The following is a 25750-nucleotide window of genomic DNA, read 5'->3' on the forward strand; positions in this document are numbered from 1 at the left end:
CACTTTCCGCACATTCCGTATTGCGCGCCCGAACGTATCCATTGCGTTCGATCAAGATCGGCAGCGGGCGACAGCCGCCCGCTCAGCGCTGTTGGATATAGTGAGTGAAGAGCGGCTGCTGGTGGCCGGCATGCACTTGGGTGAGCTGGGCTTCGCGCGTATCAGCTGCCCCACAAAGGGTTAAGAAATCAATATGAACGATGACCGAGCTTGATAGAAGATATCAACGCCGCGTTTCCACGAACGGACGGACGGCTGACGGCTTTCGCCGCCACCCTACGGACGTGGGAGGGGGGGGCGCCCGATTCTTTAGAAATAGTAGGCCGCAGAGAAAGCCACAATATCTGTGCCGACGTCATACTTTCCTTGCAGCGTGCTCCGTTGCCGACACCAGCGATGCCTCCGGCTCGTCGAGGAAGAGATGGGTGTAGCCAAAGCTGTGTTCGGCTGACTCGGACGCTCGATAGGTCGCGCCCAAGGAAACCCACTGGCGGTCGGTGTCCGGCACGCGGACATCACGGGTGTCGTCGGTGACCGGGCTTTGGTCTGTGGCCAAGCCCGCGCGAAGCGTCAGCTTGTCGTTATAGCCATACTCTGCCCCGATCGGGGCGAAGGTCGTATCCCGATAGCCGAAGTCCAAAGCCCGTGTAGGCTGGGCCGACTCGAAGTCCAGTCGCGCTTCTGCGAACTCGAACCAGCCTGTTCGGATGACGTCGGCCATGACCGTCCAGCGATCATTGACTTGATGACTGATGCTGTCCGTCAGCGTGGCGGGAAGATTGAGCGCTTCTTCCGCCGTCATGAGCTGCCCCAATGGACGGGATAAGTGATGATTCAGAATAGCGAGAGCTGTAAGTGTCTGATTGTAAATTGCTTTCCGTTTTTTGGCTAAGGTGGTCCACCCGTGCTGGACGCTCGTAAGTGGTTGATAGTAATCCTGAATTGTGATTTACAGCACTGTTTGAATGAACTATGATCACCGTTCCTGCACAAAAGGAAGTCGGACATGGATTACCCGCTTAACGAAGGCAGTATCGACGCCCTGGCCACGGGGGCCGAGGCGGAAGTAAACTTGGCGGCAGTGTCCAGCGCGGCGCTTACTCGTTTGGTTGAAGAGGTTCGCAACAACGACGTGGCCATGGGTGGCTATGATCGGGTGCATAATCGGCATAACAGATGAGCTCGTCGACTGCCCAAGTCGACACAGTTCTGTTGAAAGTAGCTAGTAGGTGCAACATCGATTGCACCTACTGCTATGTCTACAACATGGGGGACGAAGGCTGGCGTGGGATGCCTGCCCTGATGAGTGACGCCACCGTCGACGCACTTTGTCAGCGCCTCTCAGAACTGGCGCGAGCCCAGTCACGCAAGTTCGCCATCGTGCTTCACGGCGGCGAGCCGATGATGATGGGGCCACGGCGGTTGAAAAAGCTGTTGATCGCGTTGAGGGGCGTCCTTTCCAGCGATTACCCCATCGCCATCCAGTCCAACGGGCTCCTGCTAACTAAGGAAGTCTTAGACGTCTGCGATGAGGCGGACGTGTCGTTGTCCATCAGCATCGACGGGCCCGAAGAGGTCCATGATCGCTTTAGGGTGGGGAAGAAGGGGCAAGGGACGCATGGTCAGACCCGAGCCGGGATCACTTTGCTGAAGGCCCATCCATCCACGGAGCGTCTGTTCTCGGGGGTCTTGGCAGTCATCGACCCTGGATCTTCTCCTGCCGAGGTCTATGCCTATCTGACGTCGCTCGGGTCGCCGTCGATCGACTTTTTGTATCGGGACGGCAACCACTCCGTTCTCCCCTACGGCAAGGCGGCGGCGCAGTCGGTCGAGTATGGCCGCTGGCTGGAAGTGGTGTTGGATCGATACCTTGCTGACCCGAATCCGCCGAAGATTCGCTTCCTGGACGATCTCATCAAGCTTGTGCTTGGCGGGAAGGGCGTCAAGGAAGGCTTGGGGGAAATGGACTATGGGATCCTGATCGTCGACACCGATGGTAGCATCACCAAAAACGACACGCTCAAGAGCACTCAGCCGGGCGGGGACCGGTTCGAGCAGGCGTGGTCCGTGTATACGCATCGCTTCTCCGAAGTGGTGCGAAGCGAGGAGTTCGCTCGTTACCACGAAATCCAGCGCCCAACGGCGTCGAAATGTTGTTCGTGCGCCGAGTTGTCCGTGTGCGGAGGCGGCATGCCGCTTCATCGGTGGAGCCAAGCCGACGGCCTCAACAACCCTTCCGTCTATTGCGCGGACCAGTTGCATATCATCGGTTCCATCAGAAATAGGCTAAGGAGCGAGGGGCTAACCGCGTGAGAGGGTTCTTGGAAACTGCGGCTCCGCTTGAGCGTGACCCTTTTGAGCATTTGTCCGTCCCTCACGTGCTGGGCGAGGCGGGTAGCGAGGCTGTGCTGGCTTGGTTTGAAACCTCCGCCCCTTGGCGCCTGAAGGTTGAAAGCTTTTACGAGCAGTATGAGTTCAGCATGCTGGATTGCGAGCTGCCTCCCATCATCGATGCGCTGGTGGGAGGCAACATCGTCCAAGGCGTGCGCTCGAAGGTGGAGGCCGTCTTCGGCACCCGCTTGGATGAGCGTTGTGATGTGACGGCCCACAAGCTGGTGCGGGGGCAGCGGATACGCATCCACAACGATTACATCCCTGGCCAAGAGACACATCGGGTCTTGGTTCAACTCAATCGTGGGTGGGTCGACGAGAACGGGGGGATCTTGATGCTGTTTGCATCGGAGGACGCTTCCGATCTCGTCAAAGCGTTTCGCCCGCAGCACGACACCGGCTTTGCATTTGCTATCGGCCCCACCTCACACCACGCCGTGACGCCCATCGTGTCAGGGGATCGCTTCACGCTGGTGTTCTCGTTCTATGCGCGACATGACTGACGCGGTCGTTGCCCAGGTTACGCTCGCCCTGTCTTCCCCACAGCCCTGCTGGATGCCGGGGCTGGCTGAACGGCTTGTCCAGTCGTGGCACGAAGCATCCCGAACTGAGCCCTCGAGTTACGGGACGTCCCGCTTTGTCGGCGGCCCCAGCTGCCGTCCCTCGTGGACCCAGGAGCTCAGGGCGAATGGCAAGGCGCTGACCTGCTTGGAGGTGATGGCCTCGGCCGTCGAGGATCGTTACAGCGCGAACGGTCTGAGTTTCCTTTCCACTGAAGAGGTGGTTGGCATGCCAAAGGGAGTATTTTACGAGGCGCTAAGCGCTGCATCGATGCCGGCGACCTTGCTTGCCTGCGTCATCAAGCTGGCGAAGACGACCCACCTGCTTCGATCAGCTGGCGAGGGCATGGATGTCAGTCACAGCGATCCCGCGCTTCCCTTCAGTGTGTTCGTGTCCACGCCTGCGCCCCAAGAGCGGTTTACAGCGTTGCGCTTGGCTGAGAGCTTTGTTCACGAATCCATGCACTTACAGCTATCGCTGATAGAGCGCGTCATCCCCATGGTCCGCGACAACGAGACAACCTACCACTCCCCCTGGCGTGACGGGCATCGACCGGTGGGAGGGGTGCTGCACGGGCTCTATGTCTTCGCGGCCATCCATGAGTGGTTGACGCTTCGCGGCCCGAACTGCACGTACGCAGAGCAGCGGTTGCCGGAGATTTCCAGCGAAGTCGAGCAACTGGAGAGCTTCCCCGAAGAGGACGGGCTGACGCAGACCGGCGCTCAATTTGCGCGCCGAATGGTCGATTCGGTCCTCGTCGCCGCAGTGTAACGGCGGGAACTCTTCTCTGTAGTGCTCGCTGCTGCGATTGACCTCGGCTCGGTTCAAGGGGAGGGCGCTTGGGCAATGCTATGAAGAGGTGGGAACCTTCGTTGTGTTTGATGGAGAACGATGTAAGTGGCTCGATTCTCTCCAAGGAAGGGGAGCTTGGCTCACTGGACTGGACGCGGTCACTCTATGGTTGGCTTGTGGCCGTTGCAGCTGATGAGACTGAGGGGGCTCTGATCGTTACTCCTACCCAGTGGAGCTGCGGCAATGAAAGACGGCATTTACCATGTTCGTTTCTCGTCGAGCACGTAGGGAGTGAGCGAGGGCATCGCTGTATTTAAAGGGGAGAGCGACAACGACGGCGATTCCGGCTACACGTATTCGGGATCTAAGCGGGCTGAAGGCCCGGGGTTTTTGGAAAAACTAACCATCAAGCGCTGGGATCCGGGCTCTGAATCCGTGTTTGGTGGACTCGACCAGTTCGAGCTCGAGTTCCGGGGCGATGCAACGGCATCCGGCTCTAGTGCCAAGGGCAGCATCGTTGGGCGCTCTGAAGCCGCCTTGGTAGTGGAGGGGTGCTACTTGGCTCCTGCGGCCTAAGCGTCAGCAACGAGAAGGCCCCCAGCTTGGGGGCCTTCTTTGATCCGGCGGCATTGCCTAGGCTTGGTCGGTTGTGCCCAAAGCGCCACAAAAGTAGTGGGCAGCCCCCTTAGGAGAGCGAAGACCCAAGACGCTCCAGCATGCTCAAGCGCGTCGTGCTCCACCACCAACTGAACCTTCTAGATGGACGGCCCGGACGGCCCGGACGTGCTGACGATAGTGTCCGGCTTTCGCCCGACGGCCGTCTCATTGGCATCTACTCAGAAGCATTCGGTAGGGGCCAAGCTTTTGCTTGTCCCTGAACACAACCTGGTGCTGGCAAGTCGCGGCTCCGCCCAGTCTTTCATGAGGATCTACGGAGCTGTGCCTTCTGGCAAGCTTTCGCGCCGACTTCACTATGGAGCAGTTGATGGCCGAGCTAGGCCTAGTCATGGACCGTCTTTGGCCGAACTATGTTCAGGCCGCTGCGGAACTAGGGTTGGCGCGCGACAGCCTGCCTGTCGCGCTTGTTCTGGGCGGCTGGTCACAGAAGAGCAGTCAGATGATGGCGACGGCCTATGCAAGCATGATGATGGTGGTGCGGCCAGAGTGCAGCCGCGGGAGGGCGGCTTGGCGTCGCCTGGGGAGCCACTGCGCAGGCATCTAGACAGCTTCGCACTTGCTGCCGTGCTGGAAGCGGGTCGGCTGCAGGCGGCCTACCTCAACGGGAGCGTCGGTCGGACCGTCGCAGGCGGTCGTCCTCTGGTCGGAGTCTTGCAGAAAAGGCAAGCATCCGTCACAAATGTGGGTGCGCTCTGACCGCGAATGGGCTCCCCTTCTGAGGGTCGGCCCCTAAGCAAACGCGCGGTTTCTACCGAGCTCTGCGACAAGTGGCGTCATCGACGTTTGCTTTGAGTGGGTTATAACCAGCTCCGTTCGCATTGCGGAGAGCCAGCAACATACTGGTGAGCGACCTGCGGTTGTGAGGATGCGCGGGAAGAACGGGCAAGTCATACCCGATGCCCCCAGTGGAGCTCGATGTGTCATTTGTGCCGAGGAGTAGGGCAGTGGGGCGGGGATGTCTGGACCGCGGCACAGCGTAAACGTGGAGCTACTGCACGCTCTGGATCGGGGCGCTCTGGACAAGGGTTGCAACTCAGTGCGTTGGGGCTTGAGGATGGACCCAGGGAAAGGTGCACCGCTCCTCACGGTGCACCGTGGTGTCCTAGAACGTTGTCGGAAGCCCCTTGATGTAGCGGTGCTCATCTGGGTGGGTTAGCACCCAGCGATGATCTTCAGGCAGGTCACAAATTGATCTCACCTCTTCAAGATACCTTGTGCGGATCCAACTGTACTTCTGGATAACGTCAGGCGCTTTCGACGTCAAGCCTTTCTTTATGAGGTTAGCAACTTTTCCGAGGTATCGCGGGAACAGTTCGCTGTCCCCGCCGATGGTGTGCACGACTCCATTCCAGGTCAGATAGTCAATGTAGTAAAGCCCGTCAGAATCCTGCTTGAGATACTTTGCGATATAGTCTGCTTCTTCATCGCCATCATGATGCGGAGCTGGTGCCCCCTTGGCGACGTCAAGCAGTCCTTCACTGATGAGGACTCTGGGGAAGATCGCGCACTTGGATTCAAGTTCGTAGACTTCCACCATCGCGGGGCCGAGCAAGTATTGCTCCGTGTGAATCAGGTCGCCGATCGCAATGGCGCCCCTGACTAAGAAGCCCCGCTCGACAAGCCTGACAAGTGCAAAGCCAATTTCACTCACGAGGTCGAATGCGGCGGACGGCTCGTCGCAGCGATATGAAATCACAATCGAGTCGGAGAACTGCGTGACGACCTTTGATTTAAGGGATTCTCTTGAGCCCCCCATGTCTTTGATGATGGAGATTGCATCAATGACATCTGCGATCCGCTTTTCATCTGTGACTGTTTCCTGGATTATATTCTTGAATCCCAGAAAATCTAAGAATAGGATGAAGCGCTGTTCATAGGTGGGTTTGAAATCAGACGTCTTTCCCTGGGGCATTGCATTATATCCTTGATGATGCTGCGTTCTGCTCGAATTCGTCGAGCTCGAAAGGTACTGCTAAATTTAGTTCTCGCTGGCCGCGACAGTGAGCGACAGCGAAGGAGCTTGTTCAAGAGTGCTCGCGCTTGCCACCCCATCGGACACGTAGGCGGCAGCTAAACCAGGAGCCGACTCTAAGGTGCATGACCAAGTGAGGGGACCTTGTTCTGCTCGCCCTGGTGAGCGCCGCGCTGCCCACGCCGCGCAAGCGCTCAAGTAGTCGCACGGCGGCGGCGTGGCGCTGCACGTAAATGAAGAAGAGGCTAGCTGCTGCCATCAATGCTGCGGTAAGGGAGAACGCGACGCGCTGTTCTCGCACAGCGGCTTCTAAGGCAGCAAGGAGTGACGGATCTTGCCAGATGCGGCAAAGGATGACCTTGTCTTCACTGTTGAAGCGGGGATCTGAAGTGGCGGATGGTTTCTTTCGGCTAGAGGGGCCGTTAGGCGGCAACCCAGCAGCGGGCATTTCGCTCAACGGGCAATCGGTCTTCCTGATAAATGCAGGATTTCCGGAGAACGTGGTCCGCGCAAGTTGGGCTTGCTCCTTCCCTAGCCAGATCCAGGTATCTGTCTCCTTGAGCGTGGCAAGCAGCCTGCTTTCGGTGGCGCCCAAGGCGAAGATGATCATAAGCGCCCAGCACAAGACCATCCCCAAGAAGCTTAGCCACACGGCAATGCTGTGCGGTCGCTTATTAGCGATGATGGTGAACGTCTCCGTATCGAACGCGGTCCCAGCAAGGCCGATTTGACGAAGTGGGACATTTAGAGAATGTGCTCTTCCGATGATCCGCTTGGCGTCTTTGACCGTGTGGGCGCGAACTCCATAGGTCAACTCTAGGACAGACAGGGCCGAGCTCTCAGCGAGGGCTTGTTTCATGAAGCGGTCCTCAATGTCATCACGGCTTATGAATAGTCGTAGCAGCCGATGTTTGAGAGGGTGTAGCGAGCCCGCGAGCCAACAGATGAGCCCCGCCGCTAGAGCCAATCCGATGAAGGTTAGCCACACGGGCTCCATCGTATATACGCTTTCCCACTTCATGCTCACATTCCATTGAGGCAGTGCTATTGCTGCAGATTTGACTATCGGCACCGCGGCCGCAATCTTTAGTTTCCTTTGCCATCGACGCATAGTGATCGCGGTTGACAACAAACAAACGAGTCCTAGTCTGAGCCCGGGACAGTGATTAATGGGCATGCCGCGCTTCCACGGCCAGCTCATCATCCAGTACGTGATGCCTGCCGAGCGCCGGTGACGATCAATGTATGCTCGTTGAGGTCCAAGTCAGGAATTTTAGCACTGCCTAGAAGGAGCTCTGGCTCCGGAGAGAGCGTTGCAGGTCGGGCGGGCTGCTTCCTTCTGTGGCGCTCTACTTGTGTCACGGGACGAAACAAACTCGAGTTCCCCTTTGACATACCGTTCTAAAAGTACAAGTAGGGGTTGCGGCACTTTTCCGCCGTCGCGCGTTACCTGACCGACCACCGACTGGACAATGCATCGACGGGCATGGGATTCCCTCGCTGTCAAAGGCAAGTCGCAGGGGATAAAGCGGGGGTTGAGGGGGCACGATTTCGTCATGGCCTCAACATAGCTGGAGATGACGTTCTGTCAAATCGCCATATTTGCCGTTAATGCAAAGCATTCTGAGCGACAGCAGGGGCGAGGGCACCGAGGACAGATCTTTACGTCCAGGGTGCCGCTTGTCAGTAACCGATTTGAGTCACAGAGTTAGGTCGGGGCGGCTTCGACCAGGGGCGTTGGGAAAGCCGGTCCGATTACGTTCCTCGTGGCGTCGTTTAACGGCTATTGACAACGGCGCTCGCCGCACTCAATCTCCGCGACCGGGACACGCGCGCTCACTGTGAAGCCGCGCAACAGGGATGACATGTCACACGGAAATGCGACGCTGTCGGTCGTGGGCGAGGGGCGAGGGGCGAGGGTGAGGAGATTAGCTTGGCGTTACGCGGGCTGGTTCTGCTCGCTCAGTTTCATGGAATTGCAGCGGATGGCGGCCAGTTGGCGCACGAATGCGCGTCCTCTAGTGCCGGTTTCGATAAAATCGTACTGTGCTGCTCGTTCGTCGGGTGGGCTAGAAGGCCACGATGAGCGGGCCAAGGTGATCGATTGATGATGCTATGCGCGGCGGTGTCGGGCATCGTGCAGCAGCTGGCGGTCCACATCGAGGAAGTGCGGATTTGTCTCAGCGCGGGCATGAACCTCGGTGCTGGGATCAGTCGGAAAACGTCGACTCATCGCTCGCCTGGTAAGTCTGTTGCAGCGGCACACTGCGGAATTCCTGTGCGAGCGCTGAGCTTTCTCGTCACTCCTTAAGTAGAACTCCGATATGTATGAAGGCATGGATTCTGAGTGGCAACAGCGTGTTGCCCAATGGAAGGCCGTATCCGCGCAGTTCAAAGTCAGTGTGTACCTAAGCACTGCAACTGCGATCGTCGCTGACTGCCTAGCTCGATGGTCCACATCGCCCGGTATGCTTGGTGATGCTTGGGGCGTGGGACCAAGGGTGATGATCTACGTAGCGTTGTTGTATGCGGTGGTCCTGCCTGTGTTGCTGGTCAGAATCTTCGCTGCATTGCGCGAGTACACGGTGCCGACGCGCGCGTTGGGCGATCGCCTACTTTTCGCTGTGCTTGCAGTCGCGACTCTGCCATTGATCATTGCGCTGCCCATATTGCTATTGGTGATGGGACCTCAGGCCGTCGGAAGTGCTCATGCCGCCTATATGCTGTTCGCAATGAGCCTGCCAGGGATGGCGTTGGGCGGAAGCGTGCTGGCTTACGCAGCGGCTCTTGCCGTCTGGATGTTGTTCGGGGGAATGCGACGCATGATGTCCACACGCGGTTGAACTTCAACTTTGTTCCAATGCACGGATACGCGATCTGAAATTGCGGCGAAGCAGAAGTGAAGTTGCATGCTACATGTAGCTTGTCAGACGGCCTCGCCAATGCTCCCGCTGGATCATCTCGGAAAAACCCGGCCGATACGCCGGTTCTGCACGTACACCAGAATAACTATGGTTGACTAGAGGATCGATCTGCACTGGACACTCCCATGCATCTGTTTCGCATCCTGATGACACTTCTGCTGGTGGTCACGGTCGCCTGCCAAGGACCTCACGAGCAATCGTCCATGCACGAAGCCTTGCGCCCATATATGAACCAGCCCGGTGCCGAGCCCGCTGGAGGCAATGCCTTGGCCGTCTATCTCTCCGCTGACGACGGCCGCGTTTTGGTTGGCGCAGCACGAGCTGGCGTTTCTGCGACGTCACGCATTCGACTGTTGGTCCGGGCGGGGCGCGTCCCTGATGCCTATACACGAGACGAGAAGGGCGCTCGTGTAACAGATGAAGGCGAGGGATTTGTCCGCTATTTCCAACCAGGTGATGCTTTTGCGCTGGGAATCGTCCGTTTTGATGGCCCCGAAGGGCGGCGGGTTCACGCGAGGCAAAGCAGTGGTGAAATGCCGGGCGAAGGGAACTATTTGGCAGAAATTCAGCTCCAGGGGATTTACTTGGAGTACCTCTACACTGCCCGCAACAATTCCGATCATCTGCGGGCAGCCGAAATCGTTTCGCGATGGTTTATTAAATTAAGTGAAAGGTAGTCAGCCTGTCCTGCGATGCAATGCAGGACGAGAAGCTTGGCGTGGTGTTTCTGGTTCGGGTGAAGCTGGATAAGTCCCTGCTGCGGCTCGACGGGTCTCGACGCAAGTATGAGCGCTGGCATGAACCTCAGCGCCGGGATCAACACCGCAATCGGCGGCTGATTGACCAACTGTTAAGCCCGCTGCAACAACACACCGCAGAATCGCTGCGCTCCCGGCACTACACCTACCTAGGAAAGCGTGCATGTTCGAAGGCCCGGATCCAGATCAGCAGCGGCGGGACGCGCAATGGCAGAAGGTTTCTCGTCTGTTCAAGACGTCCATGTGGCTGAGCGTATGCCTTGCACTGGCAGCAGAAGCGATCCATCGCCTGCCGATGGTCAAGCAGCTGATAGACGGTGAACGCGCTGACGACGCGCGTGCATGGGTCTACGTGGCTCTGATGTACCTGGTGTCTGTGCCCCTGCTTTTTCTTCGGATACGTCGTGCGCTGTCCGGGTTCAAGCCGCCCGACAATGGCCTGTCCACCCGGGTGTTTGTCGCAACCGGAGGCGCCCTGATCTGCATTGGCCTCATCCTGCTGCCGCTTATCGTTCTTGAGTGGGGCCCCAGCGCCGCACCGAGGGGACAGAGCCTCTATCAGCTCCTTTCAGGAAATGTGCTCGGCACGGCGCTGGTTGGCGGAGTGCTCGGCTATGGCGCAGCCCTGGCCGCATGGATGCTTTTCTGCGGCGTGCCCAAGGTTGTTCTGCGGTAGCGGCTGGGCACGCTTGGCTTGCACCGTCACGGCTGCCCGCGCTGAGTAGGGAAGCGCCAGGTGATTGCGTGGGCGCAGAGCCGCCGCGGCCCCGCGATTCATTGCATCAAAGCGCTCCTGCGATCGCCGTTTGTTGCATCGGCCCTTCTTGGGCTGACACGTCCGCTATGTCAAACGCGGACGCCCGAGGATTAGTCATGGCGCTCGGTTTCGAACGCATGAGTCTCGGTACGCTCGCCGACGAAGCGAAGTGACCATCGGTGCTGATCGTTGTCTCGATGTGTCCACAGCAGCCACCGCGTTCCCAGAAGTGATCAACCAGGCGACTTGAGAGCGCTCTCTTGGGAGGGGCCGAAATACCCATCCTGGGCAGGCGGGCTGGGGCGCACCTTCGTCGAGATCGATGTATCACGGATAGACCTTCGCGGTCTTGCACAAACGCGCTCTGAACTGGCCGCGCACGTAAGGCGTTGGCGTCACAGCGGGTCGATAAAGGGCGAGCGCGTGAATTTGGGTTTGCCGGACAAGCTCCTGCGATTTATGGATGTAGTTCTCTTGGAGAACCGGGACCTTCTTGCTCACAGAGTGGCCGGTGATGAGGGCGATGTGCTCCTCTCTCACTCCTTTGGCGTCGAGCTCCGTGGCAAGCGTATGGCGAAACGCATGGAAGCCAATCCCCTTGGCAAAGCCCAGTCCTTTAAGATACGCGGCGAATTGATTGACCAGCCCTTGCCCATAATGCGCATTGCTTTCTCCCGTCATTCGATTGGCGCCCGCGGATAGATGGGGGAACAGCCGTGGGTGCCCGAAAGCCTTGATGTCGGCCAAATAGTCAAGGAAGCCGGCTTTGAGGAGCTCAGGGTGGATAGGGATCTTGCGAATGGCGCTTGCCCCCTTAAGGCTTTGCCGGCTCCTCTGGCCGGTGCTTTTAGCAAGATCAGCATCGGCGGTCTTTTGGATAGAAAAGCACCAAGTCCCATCTTCTTGGATGACATCGCTCACTTTAAGCTGGGCTACCTCATTGACGCGAGCGCCCGTGTAAAGCCCGATCCACACTCCCCAAAAACGATGCGGATATTTTTTGGCCCAAGGCAAGAACGTTGTGGGGTTAAAGATCTTCTGAACATCCGCAGCCGTCAGGAGGCGATCAGCCTGGGCAGTGTCTTTAATGAGATCTTCTTTGGCCGGTTTGAAAGCCTCCATGGGCGAGTGGGGGATCGCTCGGGCGCGTGCCAAGGTGTTGAAGAACGAGGACAGCAATCGTCTGTGAAGCTCTAACGTAGCGTTAGCAGGTTGCGCGCGACCGGATGCTTGACCTATGCGGACCAAAGCTTCAACAGACAGTCCGCGATAGGCCGTGTTTGTCAGGAAGTCCTTCGGTGCCCAACGCAGCACCTCCCACATTTGATAGATGTGCGTGTGGTCAATGCGCGCAATGGAGATGTCGCCGCACGTAAGCTTTAAGATATCGAGCGTTTTGCGATAAGCGCCGATGGTCGTGCGGCGATTGTTCTGCCGGCCCTTGTCCAGCAAGAAGTCCTCCACTTCTGCCGAGAGAAGGCGGGCTGGTGTCGCTACGGGCAGGGGCTCTGGGTATCGGGTGCCGCACCTGCGCCGGCGGCGCATCCGTTCGACGTGGTCGTAGGTCGCCTGGATAAGTTCTTGGAGGTGCAAAGCACCGGCGCGGTCCTGAACTTGGATGTTGTTGAACTCGGCTTTGCCGATCCGGATACTTTGGATGACGAGCTGGCCTGTTGGATTATTGAAATACTGACTAAGGATTGGGGAGGCGGGAGAGGGCATTGCTTTTCCGTTATTGAAGACATCTAACGGATAAGGCGGCGTCGGAATCTGTCAACGCTAAAAAACGCACAAAATAGTGACGCATCGATTGCCTAAGGCAGCTCGCATCCCGATGCGCTTTTGAGAACAGTTGCTCGCCATAATTAATGTTACTTTTTTAGCGTAATCTCATGTGTAGCAAAGCGATGCGGCCGTGCAGTCCTCTCAAAACCATCTATGCGCATGTAGTGTTTAAAAGTAACAAAAGCCAGATAAATGAGACTTATATCTCAGCGTTAAAATGAACGCAGGGTAAATGGCGGGAATTTGCCTAAAGTAAATCTACTTAAGAAGGCAGTTAGGCAATCTGAAATTAGTCGCCTCAAGGCGAGCGAGAGTCGCGGCGTTGGCCGTGCTATTTTGAGACATAACAAGCGGAAAAAGCCGGCGGCCTGCGGTGTTTCCTGGGCAGCTTGACTCGGGCCCAAGGCGTAAACGTCTGACCTGTGCACCCCCCCTCAAGTTGCGGAGAGGGCATGTTGACAGGCATTGATCAGACGCTAGGTTAGGTAGGGGAGCACACCATGACCTACGCTGTCTTTGAACAATGCCATTGGACGCCTGATCTTCTGCCCCTCATCAGGGGTCATACGGTCGATATGCGATTGCTCTCGCGGAACTCTAGGGTGCATGTCAGGACTCTAATCTCGCCCGCGGCCCGCTGTATAGCCAACGACCAGTTCGATACGCCTGTACGGGCCGTCAGACGGCGTGATCTCGCGGCGCTCATTAAGATGCTTGACCAATTGCATGAGGCTGCCCGCTGTGATCGGGCGCTCACCGAGGCCTGCGAGAGAGGTTTCCTGGGGGGTGTACGAGTGCTTATAGGCCGAGCGAGCACGTCTTGGAGGATGGAGCACGGGTTTCTCTTGGCCGCCGAGAGAGGTCACACGCGCGTGGCTTTGTTTCTACTTCGTCAAGGACTGTCAGATATCGCTCGATTTTGCTCGAGAGGAGCTGCACTGGCATTTCCGTGGGGCCATCGCACGACGGCAAGAGCTCTGGTGCGCGTTGCTCTGTCCACACAGTCGGATGATCATCGCGCCTTTATGAGTCTGCTTTCGATAACGAACAGGACGGGCGATGCTCACCTAAGCCAAGCGATCCTTGAGAGGGCACTGATCCCCGATGCGGAATACGCGATGCGAGCAGCGCTCTTGAACGGTCAGTGGGAGTGCGCCCTCGTAACCTGGAACTATCTCAACGAAAAGGGTAAAGCAGACACCGAGCGATACTACGAGCGGCAGTTGGCCCAGATGCAAGCGTGGCACGAGCGCTTAGTGCTCGCACAAAGCCAAGCTCACGCTGACCTGGCAATGCCATCTATCCGCCGAATTTAGGCTTTCGCTGGGCAGTTGCAGAAGATGCATATTTTCTTGCCAACTCGTCATCAAGCCATGAACGATGCAGAACAGTCGCAAATTGGGAGAATGCCTCGGAAATCAAGCTAGGATTCATCTGGCGTGCGCTCTCCAAGGGTAGCCAATCGGCCGAAGCTATCAAGGTCTCGTAATCACGTAACCCCAAGGATGCCAAGTCCCCCTCAGCGAGTAATGGGGCTTCCTCGTCGGATTTGCCAAGGCTCAGTTGGCCTGAAATGAAGGTCAAGGTTTCCGCCACTTCCGCCGTGCCTTCTCCGCTACGCCCCGTGATAAGCCAGGAGATCGTGAGCGCGGTCTGGAACGCTGTGTAGTTCCAGACCAGCATTTTTGTTGAACGAAGCTGATAGGGCCGATCCAGCGGAAAGTGCAGGATAGATTGCACTTCATCGATGCGCTCGGTTTGCTCCGGAGTGAACATGCTTGCATCCTTTCTAGGCTAATCCAGAACCCCGAGCATACAGTGGCCACGCGTTGGCTGCTCAGGCGCACAGACCAGAAGGGAATGGTGCGATTGATTGGGGATTGGGTGCGCCTCAGAGCGGCGTTGCCTTGAGATGGCAAGTGCGTGGCTTCGCGGCAGGACGTTGGCTTTCACGCTAGGAAGCGGCAGGGGTGCTTCCATTCCGGATGCCAGGAGGTATAAATCGGCTCTTCTTACACGGCGAGCCCATGCTGTCTTGGCTTGGAAGGGCGCCGTCAGTGAGCGTTTGCAGCTGGGAGCTGTTCCCGCTCACAAGGGCTAGCATCAGTTTTACTGCGGCCTTTTCGCAACCGGGACGATCTCGTTAAGCTCGCCGAGAACAGCATGCCCGAGGTCTGGGTCAAAATCTCCAGCAATCATTACCATAATTTGGACCACCATCATCGCAATGGCTTCAGCGTGATTTAGCACCTCGATGATGAGCTCCGGCGGGAACGCGGGGCCGACGCTCTCCCCCTGCGTATAGGCACCAACCATCTGGCTTCCTGCGTGCGTAAAGCTATGGAACTTGTCCCAAGCATTTGCGTGCTGTTTGCTAAACAAAGGGAACTCATCAAAGGGCGGGACCTGTTCGATCTGTTCGGCGAGATTGACCTTGGGGAGCTTATCTTTGGTGACGAACGTTTGGACTTGGTCGTCCGTGGCGCAGAGTGCAATCCAGGCGCCTCGTTTGAGTGCCTCATTCATTGGCCGAAGTAGTGCAAATGCTGATCCGGACAGTTCGATGCCATGGTGATAGAGGAGCGAATTGATGCTCGCAGCGTGATCGAATGAGACCCTGAGCAGCGTCCATGCCACAATATATTTGTCTGGCAGCCCAGCTGGCAGGCTAAGCCGGTTGGCGAGCACGCCTGCGGCATTCAAGGTTCCCGCAGTTCTCTTGGCGTAGTCTTGGATGGGAGTAGGGGGATTGCTAGGACTGTTCATTTCACCGCCTAAGTTCTTATCGGAAGGGGAAGTCACCGCGCCCCGGACGGCAAGCTCTGCGTCCTCGCGATCCGGTATTCCAGTATTGCCCGGGTTGCCGGGTTGTGCTTCGAGCCGGCCAGCTCGCCGGCGCAGCTGCTTGACGTTACCCGGCTCCCCGCCGCTCAGTTCCCGGGGCCCGGCTGTTTGCTTCGGTCCCTTACCAGGGTGTCGGCGGGCTGCCCCGGCCTGTGTAATTTTCGTTAAAATGGCTACTATTGCGGGGATGCTTGACGTCGAATGCTCAGGGGGAGCGCACATGTCCATTCACAGGCTGATACTTCTGCTCGGTTCCGTCGCCCTGCCGTTCACTGCGGCTGGTTCCCAGCTGTTCGCTGTAACTCCCAGCGGTATGCCGGAGGCGGTGTTCCCAAGCAAGGCGTCGGTGGCGGTTTCGCGCTTGTCGAGCAAATGCATGGACGTCCAGTGGACGGTCGTAAGCAGCAGCGATACAGAGGTTGTTTGCGAGTCGCCATTAAGCACCGGCCAATCCATCATGGGACAGATGCTGCTCGGGAACAGCTACTCCACACCGCCACGGCGTTTCTTCCGCTTTAACGTCAGTGAGATTTCCGGAGTATCGCGCGTCCAGGTGTCGGGTTGGCTGGAGACCCAGATGGCTTTCGGCCAGATGCAGCGTGCTCCTTTCTCCGGGGCGGATTTCCATAACAGCATCATGAACTTCCTAGTCAGCGCTGGAGGCTCGTTTCCCGCAGGAACGACGTTCCCTAACCACGCCATGCTAGGAATCTTCGGGCAAGTCGCTCCGCGCGGCAGGCACGCGGGCTACGTGGTGAGTGACGTGACGCCGGGTGCAGCTGCGGACCGAGCGGGCGTCAAGGCAGGAGACGTCATTACCTCAGTGGCCGGAAAGAAGTTCAAGACCGAAAGTGACTTCTTGGACGGCTTGGAAAAAGCCGCCAAGGCACCGACCTATCAGCTCGATGTGACGCGCAGCGACTCTCCACTCACGTTCACCGTCGAACGTGACTACCGACCCGCGGCTACTCAGGCCTTCAACGCGGTAGAGGAGCCCGCAGATGCAACGGCCCCTGTTGCAAAACCCATATCGGTCGCTGACGAACTGGCGAAGCTCTTGAAGCTAAAGGAACAGGGCATCTTGACCCAAGCCGAGTTCGACGCTCAAAAGAGCAAGCTGTTGAGCCAATGAGCGTGCAGCGTGGCTGGTTCGATGTTTAGCGACGCAGCCTCTTTGCCACGGGGCTCGGCCCATGGGAGAGTGCGGTCTGCTTCGGTCACTAAGCTCGGTCCATTGGGCCGGCGCCAGTGGGCGTTCCTGGTGTGCGCGCCCTTTGCTGTGAATTTCAAGAGCGCGCCGCCAAGCTATACAGCGTCGTTAGCTGGCACTGGCCAGTCCACGACTGGTGGAGGGACAAAGAACGGATGACTCCCCGGCAGGTTATCGGATATAAATGAAGCATTCTTATCTGACAGAGTAACCCTATGGCCCTGACCACCCTCAAATCGCTTGATGCTGAAATCAAACAGCTTGAGGCCCAGAAAAAGCTGGTTGAGAAACGCGACGGAGAGGTGCCTAAAGCGCTTGCCGTGCTCCAGCGATATGCGAAGGTCCTTACCACTGCGCAGCGTCGCCAAGTCGCGAAGCTCATTGGGGGGACGATTGACGTCAAGCCGGTACGCGCGGCCAAGTCTGCGGCTGGACTTTTGAAGGGCCGCAAGCTCGGAAAAGTCGCCGCCAAGTATCGGCTTCCGAGCGGTGAGACATGGGCTGGCCGTGGTCTGACTCCGAAGGCTTTCACTACCTGGGCCAAGTCAGCCGAGGGCAAGGCTTGGTCCCTGGCCAACTCTGGTGCCAAGTTTCCGCCTGCCGACAGCGCAGTGAAGAAGGCGCCGACCAAGGCAGTTAAGAAGGCGAGCAAGGCGATGCCGGCCCGGAAGGTGATCAAGAAGTCCCCGAAGAAAGACGCAAGGAAGGCGGTGAAGAAGGCTTGATCGTGCGCGGTCTGTTCCCTAGGAAGAAGAGCCGACTCTCGTCCCAAGGCAAAGCCATCGCGGCTGCCCACGTTCTGCTGGACAGTGCCGAAGGCCGCTTGGACGAGAAGGCAGCGGGCAGGCGCCTGCGTGAGCAAGTCGGGCTCCAGTGGTCCTTTCTGACTTGCATCCAATACCTGTCAGGGCAGGAGGCGTTGGTCGCGCTCAAGGCGATGCCAAACGACTGGATGGAGAACGGCCGTACGAAGCCACACCTTCTGGCTGCGGCGATCCTGGCCGCACATACCGTGTCCAATGTGCGCTCCGACGGCACCTCGCTCTGTGCTAGCTACTTGGCTCAGGAACTGAAGGGCAAGACAGTTGAGCAATGGCTGGCCGAGAGGTCGGACATCGAACAGCGGCGAGTCGGTCGGTCTTTGTCTGAGTGATGGCGCCGTGGCAGGCGCACTTCGCCCGTTCCTGCATTCAAATCCTGGAAGCAGGCCATTGGCGGTGCGAGAGGGTCGATGTTAAGAAGCCTGTGCCTCACCGTCGGTATCCTGCAATTTGGAAGTGACAGCTTTTGCAATTGCATTCAGCTCAATCAGAATAGCTGTTCCGTTCGTTTCACGCAGCCAATCGGGCAGTTTTCGTCGCTCCTCGCCTTCGAACACGATGAAGTCATGGTATGGCGGCCAGCACATCACCAGGGCGTTTTCCTTAAGAGCACCTTCACGAAATAGGGGGCGCATTTTCTCATTGGAGACTACCGAGTTGGCCTGATCGAACGTAAGTCCCATGTCTATGAGCTGCTTCGCCAGATGCATGAGGCAAAGATCCGTGAAGCCAAAGCGCTTCCATGTTGCTCGAACAACGCTCAGGTCTGGCGCGGGCGCGTTCTTTCCCACGAACGGAGGCATGACGCCGCTGCCGCCCAGCAAGCCGCGTTTCAGGTAGCTGCGTAGCCCTTCGTAGCCAATACCCACGATCTTTGCGGCTCGAGAGGTGGTGACAGTCGATCCCATGGGTTTCCCTAAAATGGTGTAGTCAAGGCCGATAATGGCCCCTCTCTGGGATCGGTGTCAACAGGACCGAAATATTGGTTTCCCCCATATGGTCCGAGAACCTCTCTTGCTGGAGGTGCTGCCGTGCTGGGGGTTTGCCATGACTATGCAAGCAGTGAGGATTCGATTTTGTCCAACCGCGCCCGAAGCTTGTCAGACAAATCTGACAGGGTGTTGCCGTGCCACCCGATTGTGACGCCGTGAAGGAGATGCGAAGATCCAGAGGCATCTGAGTGCTTCGCGCCCCATAGGTCGGAAGCTGCTTTTGCTTCTGGATGAGATGGAGGGCGAGAAAAGCGTGCGCATGGTTAGTCACGGTGGTCGAGATCGCGTGAAGTGAACATGCGTATAACTGACCGACAAGGAGAGTTTGCAATGGCGAATCCGGATTTCTACGTGTCTGCTGTCAACTACAACAGCGATGAAACCCACATCGCTAAACTGAGAGTTCATGAGGTTAAGGTGGGGTCGACCACCTTGCAGCCCGCTCAAGAGCTGACGCGCCCTAAGGTGATCGAGCTAATCGAGAAAGGGAAGAGCTTCACCACGATCTTTAAGAAGGCAGATGGGAACTGGGGTGTCGGCGCACCGCTTCAGATCACTCCCGTGACGACAAAGTATCTTAAGACAAAGAATGATCAGACCACCAAGGATAACTTGGAAAACCTGCCTTCCTTCTAAGTTGGCAGTGAAAGTGGATGGCCTCGTCGGTGTGGCGGGGCCATGACACTCTTGCGTTATTTAACAAGTCTGATGATGAAGGATTGCCTCTCAGCTCCTTCGTATTAATTTGGCTGATGAGCGTGCATGCATCTTTGATCCAAGCTTCTCCTCAAGCATTAAAATAAAAATTGAAGCTGTCCTAAATTTTGTATATTCAAGTGTATAGGGAATTGGAGGTCGTGACTTCGGGCGCCCGCAATCAAACGTTTGGGATCGCACTTAGAGGCTTATATGACGCCCAGTCTGATACTTGAGATACAACCAGCCCGTCGTCAGCATCGATATGCTGGCGAAGGTGGTCTCGAATGACCGTGCAAGATGAGTTGTTGTGCGTCAGCACCCAGACTGATTCAAGAACTCTCTTTGCCCCGATTCCAGTAAGTGCCACGTAAAGATCTTGATAGTTTCGCTGCTTGCGTAAATCGTAATTTACAAAATAAAGCGCCATAGTCATCTCCTGGAACGCGTTTTAAACACTTGTTGACCAATTACGATTAAGCGATTCAGCCGCAATGGCCCAAAAAAGGGCCGCTAGTCCCTCACGCGTATCCTTCCCTTGGCGTCCTCAATGCCATGTTTACCCCGCCTGATCGCCACCATGCGCCCATCACGGCCCTGTAACCCGTGTGCACCGTTCGGAATTGCGACCATTCGGCCGTCTCGGCCTTCAAGCCCGTGGCCCCCGGGTGGAATGGCAGTCATTCGCCCATCCCTGCCTTGCAATCCATGGCCGCCGTTCGGGATCGCGACCATGCGTCCATCTCTGCCTTGAAGGCCGTGGCCGCCTGGGCCGATGGCAACCATGCGGCCGTCTCTCCCTTGCAATCCATGTCCTCCTTTGACTATCGCTACCATGTGACCATCTTGGCCTTGGAGGCCATGCCCCCCATCCGGTATGCTGATAGAAACGCCGTCTCTTCCTTTGAGTTTATGAGGCATAAGGCTCTCCAATCTGAGGCTGCCGTTTGGCGGGGGGGGGGCGCTTTCTCGATGGGTGGGAAGGCGCAAGGTGAGGTATTATCGAGCGCAGTTCGATGTTAGACCCGGGAGGCGCCTCAAGCAAGTCTGGCTATAGTTCTATAGTTAAAGCGGTAAAAATGTGTAGTTTTCTCTACGCCATTCCTTGGTCACCTTGGTCGAGCAATGCTGAGGCCCGGCTCGCGGCGCTGGCCTTTGTAAGTCGTCGTCGGTAAAGTCCATCTGACACTGTCCTCCTTTCCCTGCGCATAGTTGGACAGTTATTAAGACACGTCAATCCGTGTAAAGTTTTTCCACGGATTGAAAATGGTAACTCCATGCTGTTTCGAGTGAATGGTGTATGGGCCGAGAAATCTATCTTGGTGGACTTGCGATCCCGTGGAACTCGGTTGCATGAATGACTTCTCCGACATTGCCCCATTGCAGCTCCCCCAGCGGAAGGTGCAGCGGCTCTTGGGCCGGTGCCTTCTGCGCATTCAACAGTACGAACGGTTGATCAAAGCCATCGTGGCGCACCATGAGATCTGTGGGCCCGTATCGTCCCTGGATGCAATTCGGTCCGCTCGTATTGCTGATGCGTCAACAAAGAGCCTAGGGCTCTTGGTCGGGAAACTTGTAGGGTCCTATTTGGTCCATGGCTCTGGTTGCGACACCGACCTGGCCGATCCTGATTCTGGCGAGGTCGCAACGGTTCGAATGCAGCTCCGGCTTGAAATGGGCGCTGAGGACTTTGAGCGGACCCAAGCGGATCTCAAAGATCTGGTAAGGCTCCGGAACGACTTGGTCCATCACTTCATCGATCAGCACGACATTTGGACTGTGCCGGGCTGTGCGCGCGCCGAGCAAGCGTTGCTCACCGCCTACTCTCGTATTGATCATCATTTCGAACAGTTGCGCAGCTGGGCTGAGCATATGGAGCAAGCGCGCCAGCTGGCTGCCGAGTTCGTCCAGTCTGAGGTCTTCCGCGACCTGGTGATCAACGGTATTGCCCCCGATGGCTCAGTTGACTGGCCCAGTTCAGGCATCGTTCGACTGCTTAGAGAGGCGATGTCTGAGTTGTCCGTGGATGGTTGGACATCCATCGCCAGCGCTGAGCGCTTTATTCAGGCGCGAGATCCCGAACAGTTGCCAGTGAAGTACGGATGCCGCACCTTGAAGCAGGTCGTGCATCAATCCCGATTATTTGAGCTTCAATATAGGGAGCGGGGCGGCAGACGAGAGGCGCACTTTAAAGATCGTGCGCGCAGATCGTCTTGATCAGGTCCTTCGAATCGCCTTGGCGTTCATCGACTGGCGAATAGTCCACGGTTGCCAATTACTTTTTGAGCTTCAACTGCCGGGCATTGTGCCCGTCGAGCATGAGACGAGGCTTTATGGGGTCGTTCACTCGATGGATTGGAGGACCAAGCCCGGGCCATGCGCCGTAACGAGCTCTACTCGTAGGCTCTTCCGGCCGACGATCACGGCTAGCAAGGGGCGCTTGTCTTTGCGGTCGTTCGCTAAACGTCGCCACTCAGAACGATCCAGCGAGGAAGGCGTAGGGTGATCTTCGGGATGCGTATGCCACTCCCCAAGATAGCGAACGGTGCCGTGACTTGCCTTCCATCGGGCCAGAGCTATGCCAGCATGTCCAAGAGGCGTTCGTTCAAACAGGTATCGAAAGCGCCTGTCCCATTTCGTCGGTGCCGTTGCTTCATCGATCAGCAAGTGGACGCCATGGACAGTCCCCAGCAGCAGTCCACCTGCTTCGCAGTCTGTGTCGCGGTGCTGAATGTGGTTGTTGAACACGTCAAGTGTGGATGCAGAGAAGCTCAGCAGCATCTTGCGATCGGGGCTGCCCCAGGAACTCATGAACGGCATATTGGGCACTCTGCATCCCTTTGAAGGTCACAATCTGCGGCGGCGGCAGTTTGGGTCGTATCCAGAACTCTGGTGCGCAGCGTGGGCGACGATTTGCCATTGACCCAGTCGAGCACCAAGTCCATGGCCAGGCTGGCCGCCTGCACGGAAACAGAGGCGGGGAAGGGCACATAGAGGCCCTCGCAGCCATGTCCTGCCAGAAGCAAGGGCACGTCCCCGACCACTGAACGAAGTTCACCCCGCCGATTGCCGTGCCACAGGCATCGATAACAGCCTGCGCTGACGTCTTCCGTCCGGATCATCGCTCGGACGGCAGTCCCCGGGCCCTCAATCCATGCAGAGATCATGGGAACGGTGCGAGGTGTCGTATCGCAGAGCCAGTGGCCCAGTGACTCCTCGCCAGTTGCGTCGATCAACAGGTCAAAATCATCGAGCACAACCTGCCGAGCATCTGTTTGGATGGCCTCAACTTCAATCCCAGGAGCGAGGCGTTGAAGTTCATCGACCATGGCAACAGCCTTGTTTTTCAGCAGATGTGAAAAACCCAGGCGATGCCGACCCAAATTCTGAGGGAGCAACTTGTCAAAGTCGACCAGCGTCAACTTGCCGCCAACTGTGCCAACGCCCGCCTTGCAGAGCATCTCCGCGAGATAGCCGCCGATTGTGCCGCATCCAATCAGTCCGACGCGTTTTCCAGCGAGGGTCTTCATCCTAGGAATGTTGCGCTGAGCCAGGTACTGGTCATCGATGCGCATTGCGGTCAGGAGCAGCACTTTAAGGCCAAAGGTGGTGTCTCGTCGGTCCGCGAGCTTGACCTTCACCTTGCTGCGTTCATAGATGACAGCAAAACCGTAGGTCAAGAGCGGCGAGTCGATGAAGATGAGGATGCAGATCCGCTTCTCTCGTTCACCCTGCTGGATGCGTTCATGGATCTTGCGACGGCAACTCCGATCAAGCTGACTTTGCCACTCCAAGATGTCATTGACGGTCTTAGGGGGCCACGATCGGGAGTTGGGGCGTGGCATTGCGGTCGTCTTGATTCGATACGTAGGTGGTGGGCTTTTCGTCACCTTCAAACCAAGAAGATCGATCTTCTTTGTGGTGCGCTCAACGCTATCGGTGATGAACCAATGCAAGCCGTCGTCGCCTTCTGCGATCAAGCAGTGCTGGCGTCCGGGGATATCCCCGAGGACGTCGAACAAGCAGTAAGGTCCATTCCAATAGGCGAAAAATTCCTCCACAAGATCCTCGACCAGCTCACCTTTTGTGATTTGGGAAAGCACACGGTCGGCCTGGTCCAAGCACGCAATCGTTTGGCCCACTGGGTCGAAAATGTTGAGGACGATGGAGCCTGGGCCGATGTAGCAAAGATCCCCGTAGGTGCCAATGTGGGGCACCGCAGCCGGGAAGTGTTTTGGAATGTCCAGTAAGCGAACACGAGGAAGTGCAAAGAAGTCAGGATCCAGCGCAACTTCGCAGCGGATACCTTGTTCGGATGCGTTCCGGGCGAGCTCACCGGTCAAGGTGAACCACCCGTCCGCATCCTTCCCTGAGTAATGGAAGCCCCTTTCTTTGAGGGCTTCAATGACTTCGCTGGCCCGCGCCCGCTTCATCCAGCCTTCGTCCTGCCAACAAGCTCACTCGGGCCTGCCGAGGGGGCGGTAGCTAAGATGGTCGCCTTAACGCTGCTGACCTTCACGCGGTCAGGCTCATCGGGGAAGCGCGATCCGAATTCCTTGCGCAGCCACGAGCATGCTTGCGCGGCGTTAGATGCGTCGATCGAGCCGCGCAGGGCAACCTCCAAGGCTTCAAACGCCTTGGCGGCCTCTTCAACCCCGTCCTTACCAAGGCGGGCGGTGAAAGACTCGGACGACTCAACTGGGTTGCTAACGCCGTCGCGCAGTCGATCCGGCAGGGAAGAGACCACATCTAGAAGTGCAAGGTCATCTCGACGCTCCCGCTTCTCAAACAACGGCGCCGCCGCTGCCATGAGCAGAATGGAGGAGGGGCCTTTGGTCGGCCAGTGCCAGTCTCGGAACGCTTTCAAGTAGCGAACCACGCGCTGGAATTGCTCACCCTTTTCCTCGACCTCGTTCAGAAACCAAGCCTTGATAGGCCTCGGATCAGAGGCAACCCAATCATCGACACCATGCGCAAGGAGAACCTTGTCTTTGGGCAGTGCCGACCAGGCGTCACGCTCGGCCTTGATAGCAGCCTCAGCAATGGAATCAAGGGCGTAGTGCTCCATCGTTGCTTTGGCGAGGGAGGTGAACTCTTCGTCAGGAATGGCGTAGAGCGGAACATCGATATGGGCGTGCTCGGCGATCACCATGCGAATGCACGTAGGCTTTTCCGTGAGCTCCCAACCCATACGCTCGGCGAGCGGTGCAAGGGCTTCTTTCGCGGCATTGAAGAACACGCGGGCCGCAATGCTTGGCCTTTTGGTCTCAGATACAAAGCTCAGCGGAAGGTAGCAGCCGTCATCCAGGTCCGCCTGTTGAGGCGGCTGCGCCGGGGCATTGATCGTCTTGTAGGCCCACGAGCCTTGAGTGAAGAAGCGCGGTTCCGGGACGTCTTTGGTGTAGCCGCGATCGCGGAGCACCCGGGGGATGCCGGCGCGGAGGCAGTTCCGAACCTCAACACGGGCGTCGGAAATCACAGAGCGCTGGGCGATGGTGAGATCAAGCGCCTCGCGCAGGCACGAGTTGCCTTCAACAGTGGTGTGGAACAGTGAGCTCAGGTCTAGCATGATGCCTCCGGCGCATTCTTGTTGGGGCCGTGATAGAAGATGGGGCTCGGAGCATAGTGGTTCCGGAAGGGCAGGAAATCTGCATCTCCCAATGCCCTCTGGGCCGCATGAACGCCACGATCGCGCAGCGTGTTGGTCGCGCCGATAGACACGCGATCAAGGGCCTTAACGTCCCGGCTTTGGTCGGGCGTAGCCTGGTCATCGATCTGGTAATACTGCTTGCCCAGTGATTGCTTGAGCATGTAGTCGACCGACGATTCTTGGGCAGAGATCACAAGGTCAAACAATCCTCCCCCCCATCGGCCAAAGCCTCGATCCAGGTCCGCCCCGCCGCGAACGGTGGCGCCGATCGTCATGGTTCCAATGGACAGCACACGGATGATCGCCTGTGGGTCAGGCGCCAAGAACGTTCTGATCTCATGCAGCCCAAACAGACCAGGTGCGTTACCAACCAGCCCGCCGTCTGCATAAACGCCTCGACTATTGCGCGAGAGTGGGAAGTAGACAGGCGCAGCTGCGGTTGCTAGGGCTACGTCCACCACCGACATGTGGTGATCGAGCTCAAAGGAAGGGTGGTGGGGCGTCTTGAAGAACTGACCGCGGCCGGTAGAGTAGTTCACCGCTGGAATGAGGACGCGATGTTTAAGGTCGCCGATCAAAGCGTCGCCAAATCGGTCTTGAAGCACGCCTTTGAGCCCGGCCGAATCGTGCTTTGCCTTCAACCAGAACCCGAGCAGCCGGCGACGTAGACTGCGGCAGCCAAAGATCTTGCTGCCGTGGTCCTCAAAGAGTCCTTTAAGCTCAGCAGCGGGGATATCCGCTGCCAAGCCCAGGGCCAGCATCCCCCCTGCCGACGTGCCGCAGATCAGGTCAAAGTGCGAGGCAATCGGTCTGCCCATCACCTTTTCGAGCTCTGCAAGAACCGTGGCGGTGTAGAGGCCGCGATAACCGCCCCCAGAGAGGGCGAGCACATGGTAGGTAGGAGGGGCGCTGACCATTG

24 protein-coding genes are annotated in these 25750 nt (G+C 57.5%); 13 read left to right on the forward strand and 11 right to left on the reverse strand.

The genetic code is table 11. The features are described from left to right. Positions 1 to 355 precede the first annotated feature (355 nt). Positions 356 to 802, reverse strand: coding sequence for an outer membrane protein transport protein (locus tag CLM74_RS06385; protein WP_158684108.1), 447 nt, complete (start codon positions 800 to 802; stop codon positions 356 to 358). 204 nt (positions 803 to 1006) lie between these two features. Between CLM74_RS06385 and yhhA the strand changes: the two genes are divergently transcribed. The 5 genes from yhhA to CLM74_RS06405 all read left to right on the forward strand — a co-directional run bounded on the left by yhhA (position 1007) and on the right by CLM74_RS06405 (position 4320). Then, positions 1007 to 1180, forward strand: coding sequence for a YhhA family cyclophane-containing RiPP (yhhA, locus tag CLM74_RS21455; RefSeq protein WP_158684109.1), 174 nt, complete (start codon positions 1007 to 1009; stop codon positions 1178 to 1180). Next, entirely contained in the window at positions 1177 to 2313 is a 1137-nt protein-coding gene (gene yhhB, locus CLM74_RS06390; RefSeq protein ID WP_105163684.1) for a cyclophane-forming radical SAM/SPASM peptide maturase YhhB, read from the forward strand. Before yhhA ends, yhhB begins: the two co-directional genes overlap by 4 nt. An 8-nt stretch (positions 2314 to 2321) precedes the next feature. Beyond that, positions 2322 to 2894 carry a cyclophane-containing peptide 2OG-Fe(II) oxygenase YhhC gene (gene yhhC / locus CLM74_RS06395; protein ID WP_158684110.1) on the forward strand — a complete coding sequence of 191 codons (573 nt, stop codon included), beginning with the start codon at positions 2322 to 2324 and terminating at the stop codon, positions 2892 to 2894. After that, positions 2878 to 3723 (forward strand): HEXXH motif-containing putative peptide modification protein, encoded by an 846-nt coding sequence (locus CLM74_RS06400; protein ID WP_105163685.1) that lies wholly within the window; start codon positions 2878 to 2880, stop codon positions 3721 to 3723. Before yhhC ends, CLM74_RS06400 begins: the two co-directional genes overlap by 17 nt. A 312-nt stretch (positions 3724 to 4035) precedes the next feature. Beyond that, positions 4036 to 4320 (forward strand): GrlR family regulatory protein, encoded by a 285-nt coding sequence (locus CLM74_RS06405; protein WP_234003431.1) that lies wholly within the window; start codon positions 4036 to 4038, stop codon positions 4318 to 4320. A 1204-nt stretch (positions 4321 to 5524) separates the two neighbouring features. Here the strand turns inward: CLM74_RS06405 and CLM74_RS06415 are convergent. Both CLM74_RS06415 and CLM74_RS06420 read right to left on the reverse strand, forming a co-directional pair. Then, the gene (locus tag CLM74_RS06415; protein ID WP_105163687.1) at positions 5525 to 6334 is read right to left on the reverse strand and encodes a hypothetical protein; all 810 of its coding nucleotides are present in this window, start codon (positions 6332 to 6334) and stop codon (positions 5525 to 5527) included. A gap of 112 nt (positions 6335 to 6446) precedes the next feature. Beyond that, positions 6447 to 7598, reverse strand: coding sequence for a DUF6216 family protein (locus tag CLM74_RS06420; protein ID WP_325051197.1), 1152 nt, complete (start codon positions 7596 to 7598; stop codon positions 6447 to 6449). A gap of 1300 nt (positions 7599 to 8898) precedes the next feature. Here CLM74_RS06420 and CLM74_RS06425 point away from each other — a divergent pair. The 3 genes from CLM74_RS06425 to CLM74_RS06435 all read left to right on the forward strand — a co-directional run bounded on the left by CLM74_RS06425 (position 8899) and on the right by CLM74_RS06435 (position 10752). Beyond that, on the forward strand, positions 8899 to 9237 hold the full coding sequence (locus CLM74_RS06425) for a hypothetical protein (protein ID WP_105163689.1): 339 nt from the start codon (positions 8899 to 8901) through the stop codon (positions 9235 to 9237). A 206-nt stretch (positions 9238 to 9443) separates the two neighbouring features. After that, positions 9444 to 9995 (forward strand): hypothetical protein, encoded by a 552-nt coding sequence (locus tag CLM74_RS21460; protein WP_158684112.1) that lies wholly within the window; start codon positions 9444 to 9446, stop codon positions 9993 to 9995. A gap of 244 nt (positions 9996 to 10239) precedes the next feature. Then, positions 10240 to 10752 carry a transporter gene (locus CLM74_RS06435; RefSeq protein ID WP_099540031.1) on the forward strand — a complete coding sequence of 171 codons (513 nt, stop codon included), beginning with the start codon at positions 10240 to 10242 and terminating at the stop codon, positions 10750 to 10752. A 408-nt stretch (positions 10753 to 11160) separates the two neighbouring features. Here the strand turns inward: CLM74_RS06435 and CLM74_RS06440 are convergent, their stop codons facing one another. The 3 genes from CLM74_RS06440 to CLM74_RS21465 all read right to left on the reverse strand — a co-directional run bounded on the left by CLM74_RS06440 (position 11161) and on the right by CLM74_RS21465 (position 15384). Beyond that, positions 11161 to 12555, reverse strand: coding sequence for a site-specific integrase (locus CLM74_RS06440; protein WP_105163691.1), 1395 nt, complete (start codon positions 12553 to 12555; stop codon positions 11161 to 11163). A 1362-nt stretch (positions 12556 to 13917) separates the two neighbouring features. Beyond that, positions 13918 to 14394: a hypothetical protein gene (locus tag CLM74_RS06450; RefSeq protein ID WP_105163692.1), complete on the reverse strand. Its 477-nt coding sequence runs from the start codon at positions 14392 to 14394 to the stop codon at positions 13918 to 13920. A gap of 333 nt (positions 14395 to 14727) precedes the next feature. Beyond that, positions 14728 to 15384 carry a hypothetical protein gene (locus CLM74_RS21465; protein WP_158684113.1) on the reverse strand — a complete coding sequence of 219 codons (657 nt, stop codon included), beginning with the start codon at positions 15382 to 15384 and terminating at the stop codon, positions 14728 to 14730. 298 nt (positions 15385 to 15682) lie between these two features. On the opposite strand from CLM74_RS21465, the gene CLM74_RS06460 reads away from it, so the two are divergent. The 3 genes from CLM74_RS06460 (at position 15683) to CLM74_RS06470 (ending at position 17825) form a co-directional block, all read left to right on the forward strand. Further along, the gene (locus CLM74_RS06460) at positions 15683 to 16594 is read left to right on the forward strand and encodes a PDZ domain-containing protein (RefSeq protein ID WP_234003432.1); all 912 of its coding nucleotides are present in this window, start codon (positions 15683 to 15685) and stop codon (positions 16592 to 16594) included. Positions 16595 to 16887: 293 nt separating this feature from the next. Then, the gene (locus tag CLM74_RS06465) at positions 16888 to 17397 is read left to right on the forward strand and encodes an H-NS family nucleoid-associated regulatory protein (protein WP_105163694.1); all 510 of its coding nucleotides are present in this window, start codon (positions 16888 to 16890) and stop codon (positions 17395 to 17397) included. A gap of 2 nt (positions 17398 to 17399) precedes the next feature. Then, positions 17400 to 17825 (forward strand): hypothetical protein, encoded by a 426-nt coding sequence (locus tag CLM74_RS06470; protein ID WP_158684114.1) that lies wholly within the window; start codon positions 17400 to 17402, stop codon positions 17823 to 17825. An 81-nt stretch (positions 17826 to 17906) separates the two neighbouring features. On the opposite strand, the gene CLM74_RS21470 is transcribed toward CLM74_RS06470, so the two are convergent. Then, positions 17907 to 18401 (reverse strand): hypothetical protein, encoded by a 495-nt coding sequence (locus tag CLM74_RS21470; protein WP_158684115.1) that lies wholly within the window; start codon positions 18399 to 18401, stop codon positions 17907 to 17909. 414 nt (positions 18402 to 18815) lie between these two features. On the opposite strand from CLM74_RS21470, the gene CLM74_RS06480 reads away from it, so the two are divergent. Both CLM74_RS06480 and CLM74_RS06490 read left to right on the forward strand, forming a co-directional pair. Next, the gene (locus tag CLM74_RS06480; protein ID WP_105163697.1) at positions 18816 to 19121 is read left to right on the forward strand and encodes a DUF3892 domain-containing protein; all 306 of its coding nucleotides are present in this window, start codon (positions 18816 to 18818) and stop codon (positions 19119 to 19121) included. Positions 19122 to 20534: 1413 nt separating this feature from the next. Continuing rightward, positions 20535 to 21398 carry an OST-HTH/LOTUS domain-containing protein gene (locus CLM74_RS06490; protein WP_105163699.1) on the forward strand — a complete coding sequence of 288 codons (864 nt, stop codon included), beginning with the start codon at positions 20535 to 20537 and terminating at the stop codon, positions 21396 to 21398. Between the two features lie 126 nt (positions 21399 to 21524). On the opposite strand, the gene CLM74_RS06495 is transcribed toward CLM74_RS06490, so the two are convergent. From CLM74_RS06495 to CLM74_RS06510, 4 genes are read right to left on the reverse strand one after another with little or no spacing between them, the layout of a single operon-like run. After that, positions 21525 to 21992 carry a Mov34/MPN/PAD-1 family protein gene (locus tag CLM74_RS06495; protein WP_234003433.1) on the reverse strand — a complete coding sequence of 156 codons (468 nt, stop codon included), beginning with the start codon at positions 21990 to 21992 and terminating at the stop codon, positions 21525 to 21527. Continuing rightward, the gene (locus tag CLM74_RS06500) at positions 21989 to 23614 is read right to left on the reverse strand and encodes a ThiF family adenylyltransferase (protein WP_105163701.1); all 1626 of its coding nucleotides are present in this window, start codon (positions 23612 to 23614) and stop codon (positions 21989 to 21991) included. Before CLM74_RS06500 ends, CLM74_RS06495 begins: the two co-directional genes overlap by 4 nt. Beyond that, positions 23611 to 24750: a cyclic GMP-AMP synthase DncV-like nucleotidyltransferase gene (locus CLM74_RS06505; protein ID WP_105163702.1), complete on the reverse strand. Its 1140-nt coding sequence runs from the start codon at positions 24748 to 24750 to the stop codon at positions 23611 to 23613. The genes CLM74_RS06500 and CLM74_RS06505 overlap by 4 nt, the downstream gene beginning before the upstream one ends. Beyond that, entirely contained in the window at positions 24744 to 25748 is a 1005-nt protein-coding gene (locus tag CLM74_RS06510) for a CBASS cGAMP-activated phospholipase (protein ID WP_105163703.1), read from the reverse strand. Before CLM74_RS06510 ends, CLM74_RS06505 begins: the two co-directional genes overlap by 7 nt. Positions 25749 to 25750: the final 2 nt, after the last annotated feature.

The organism is Stenotrophomonas sp. MYb57 (assembly GCF_002966815.1).
In the GTDB taxonomy this organism is placed as follows: Bacteria; Pseudomonadota; Gammaproteobacteria; order Xanthomonadales; family Xanthomonadaceae; genus Stenotrophomonas; species Stenotrophomonas indicatrix.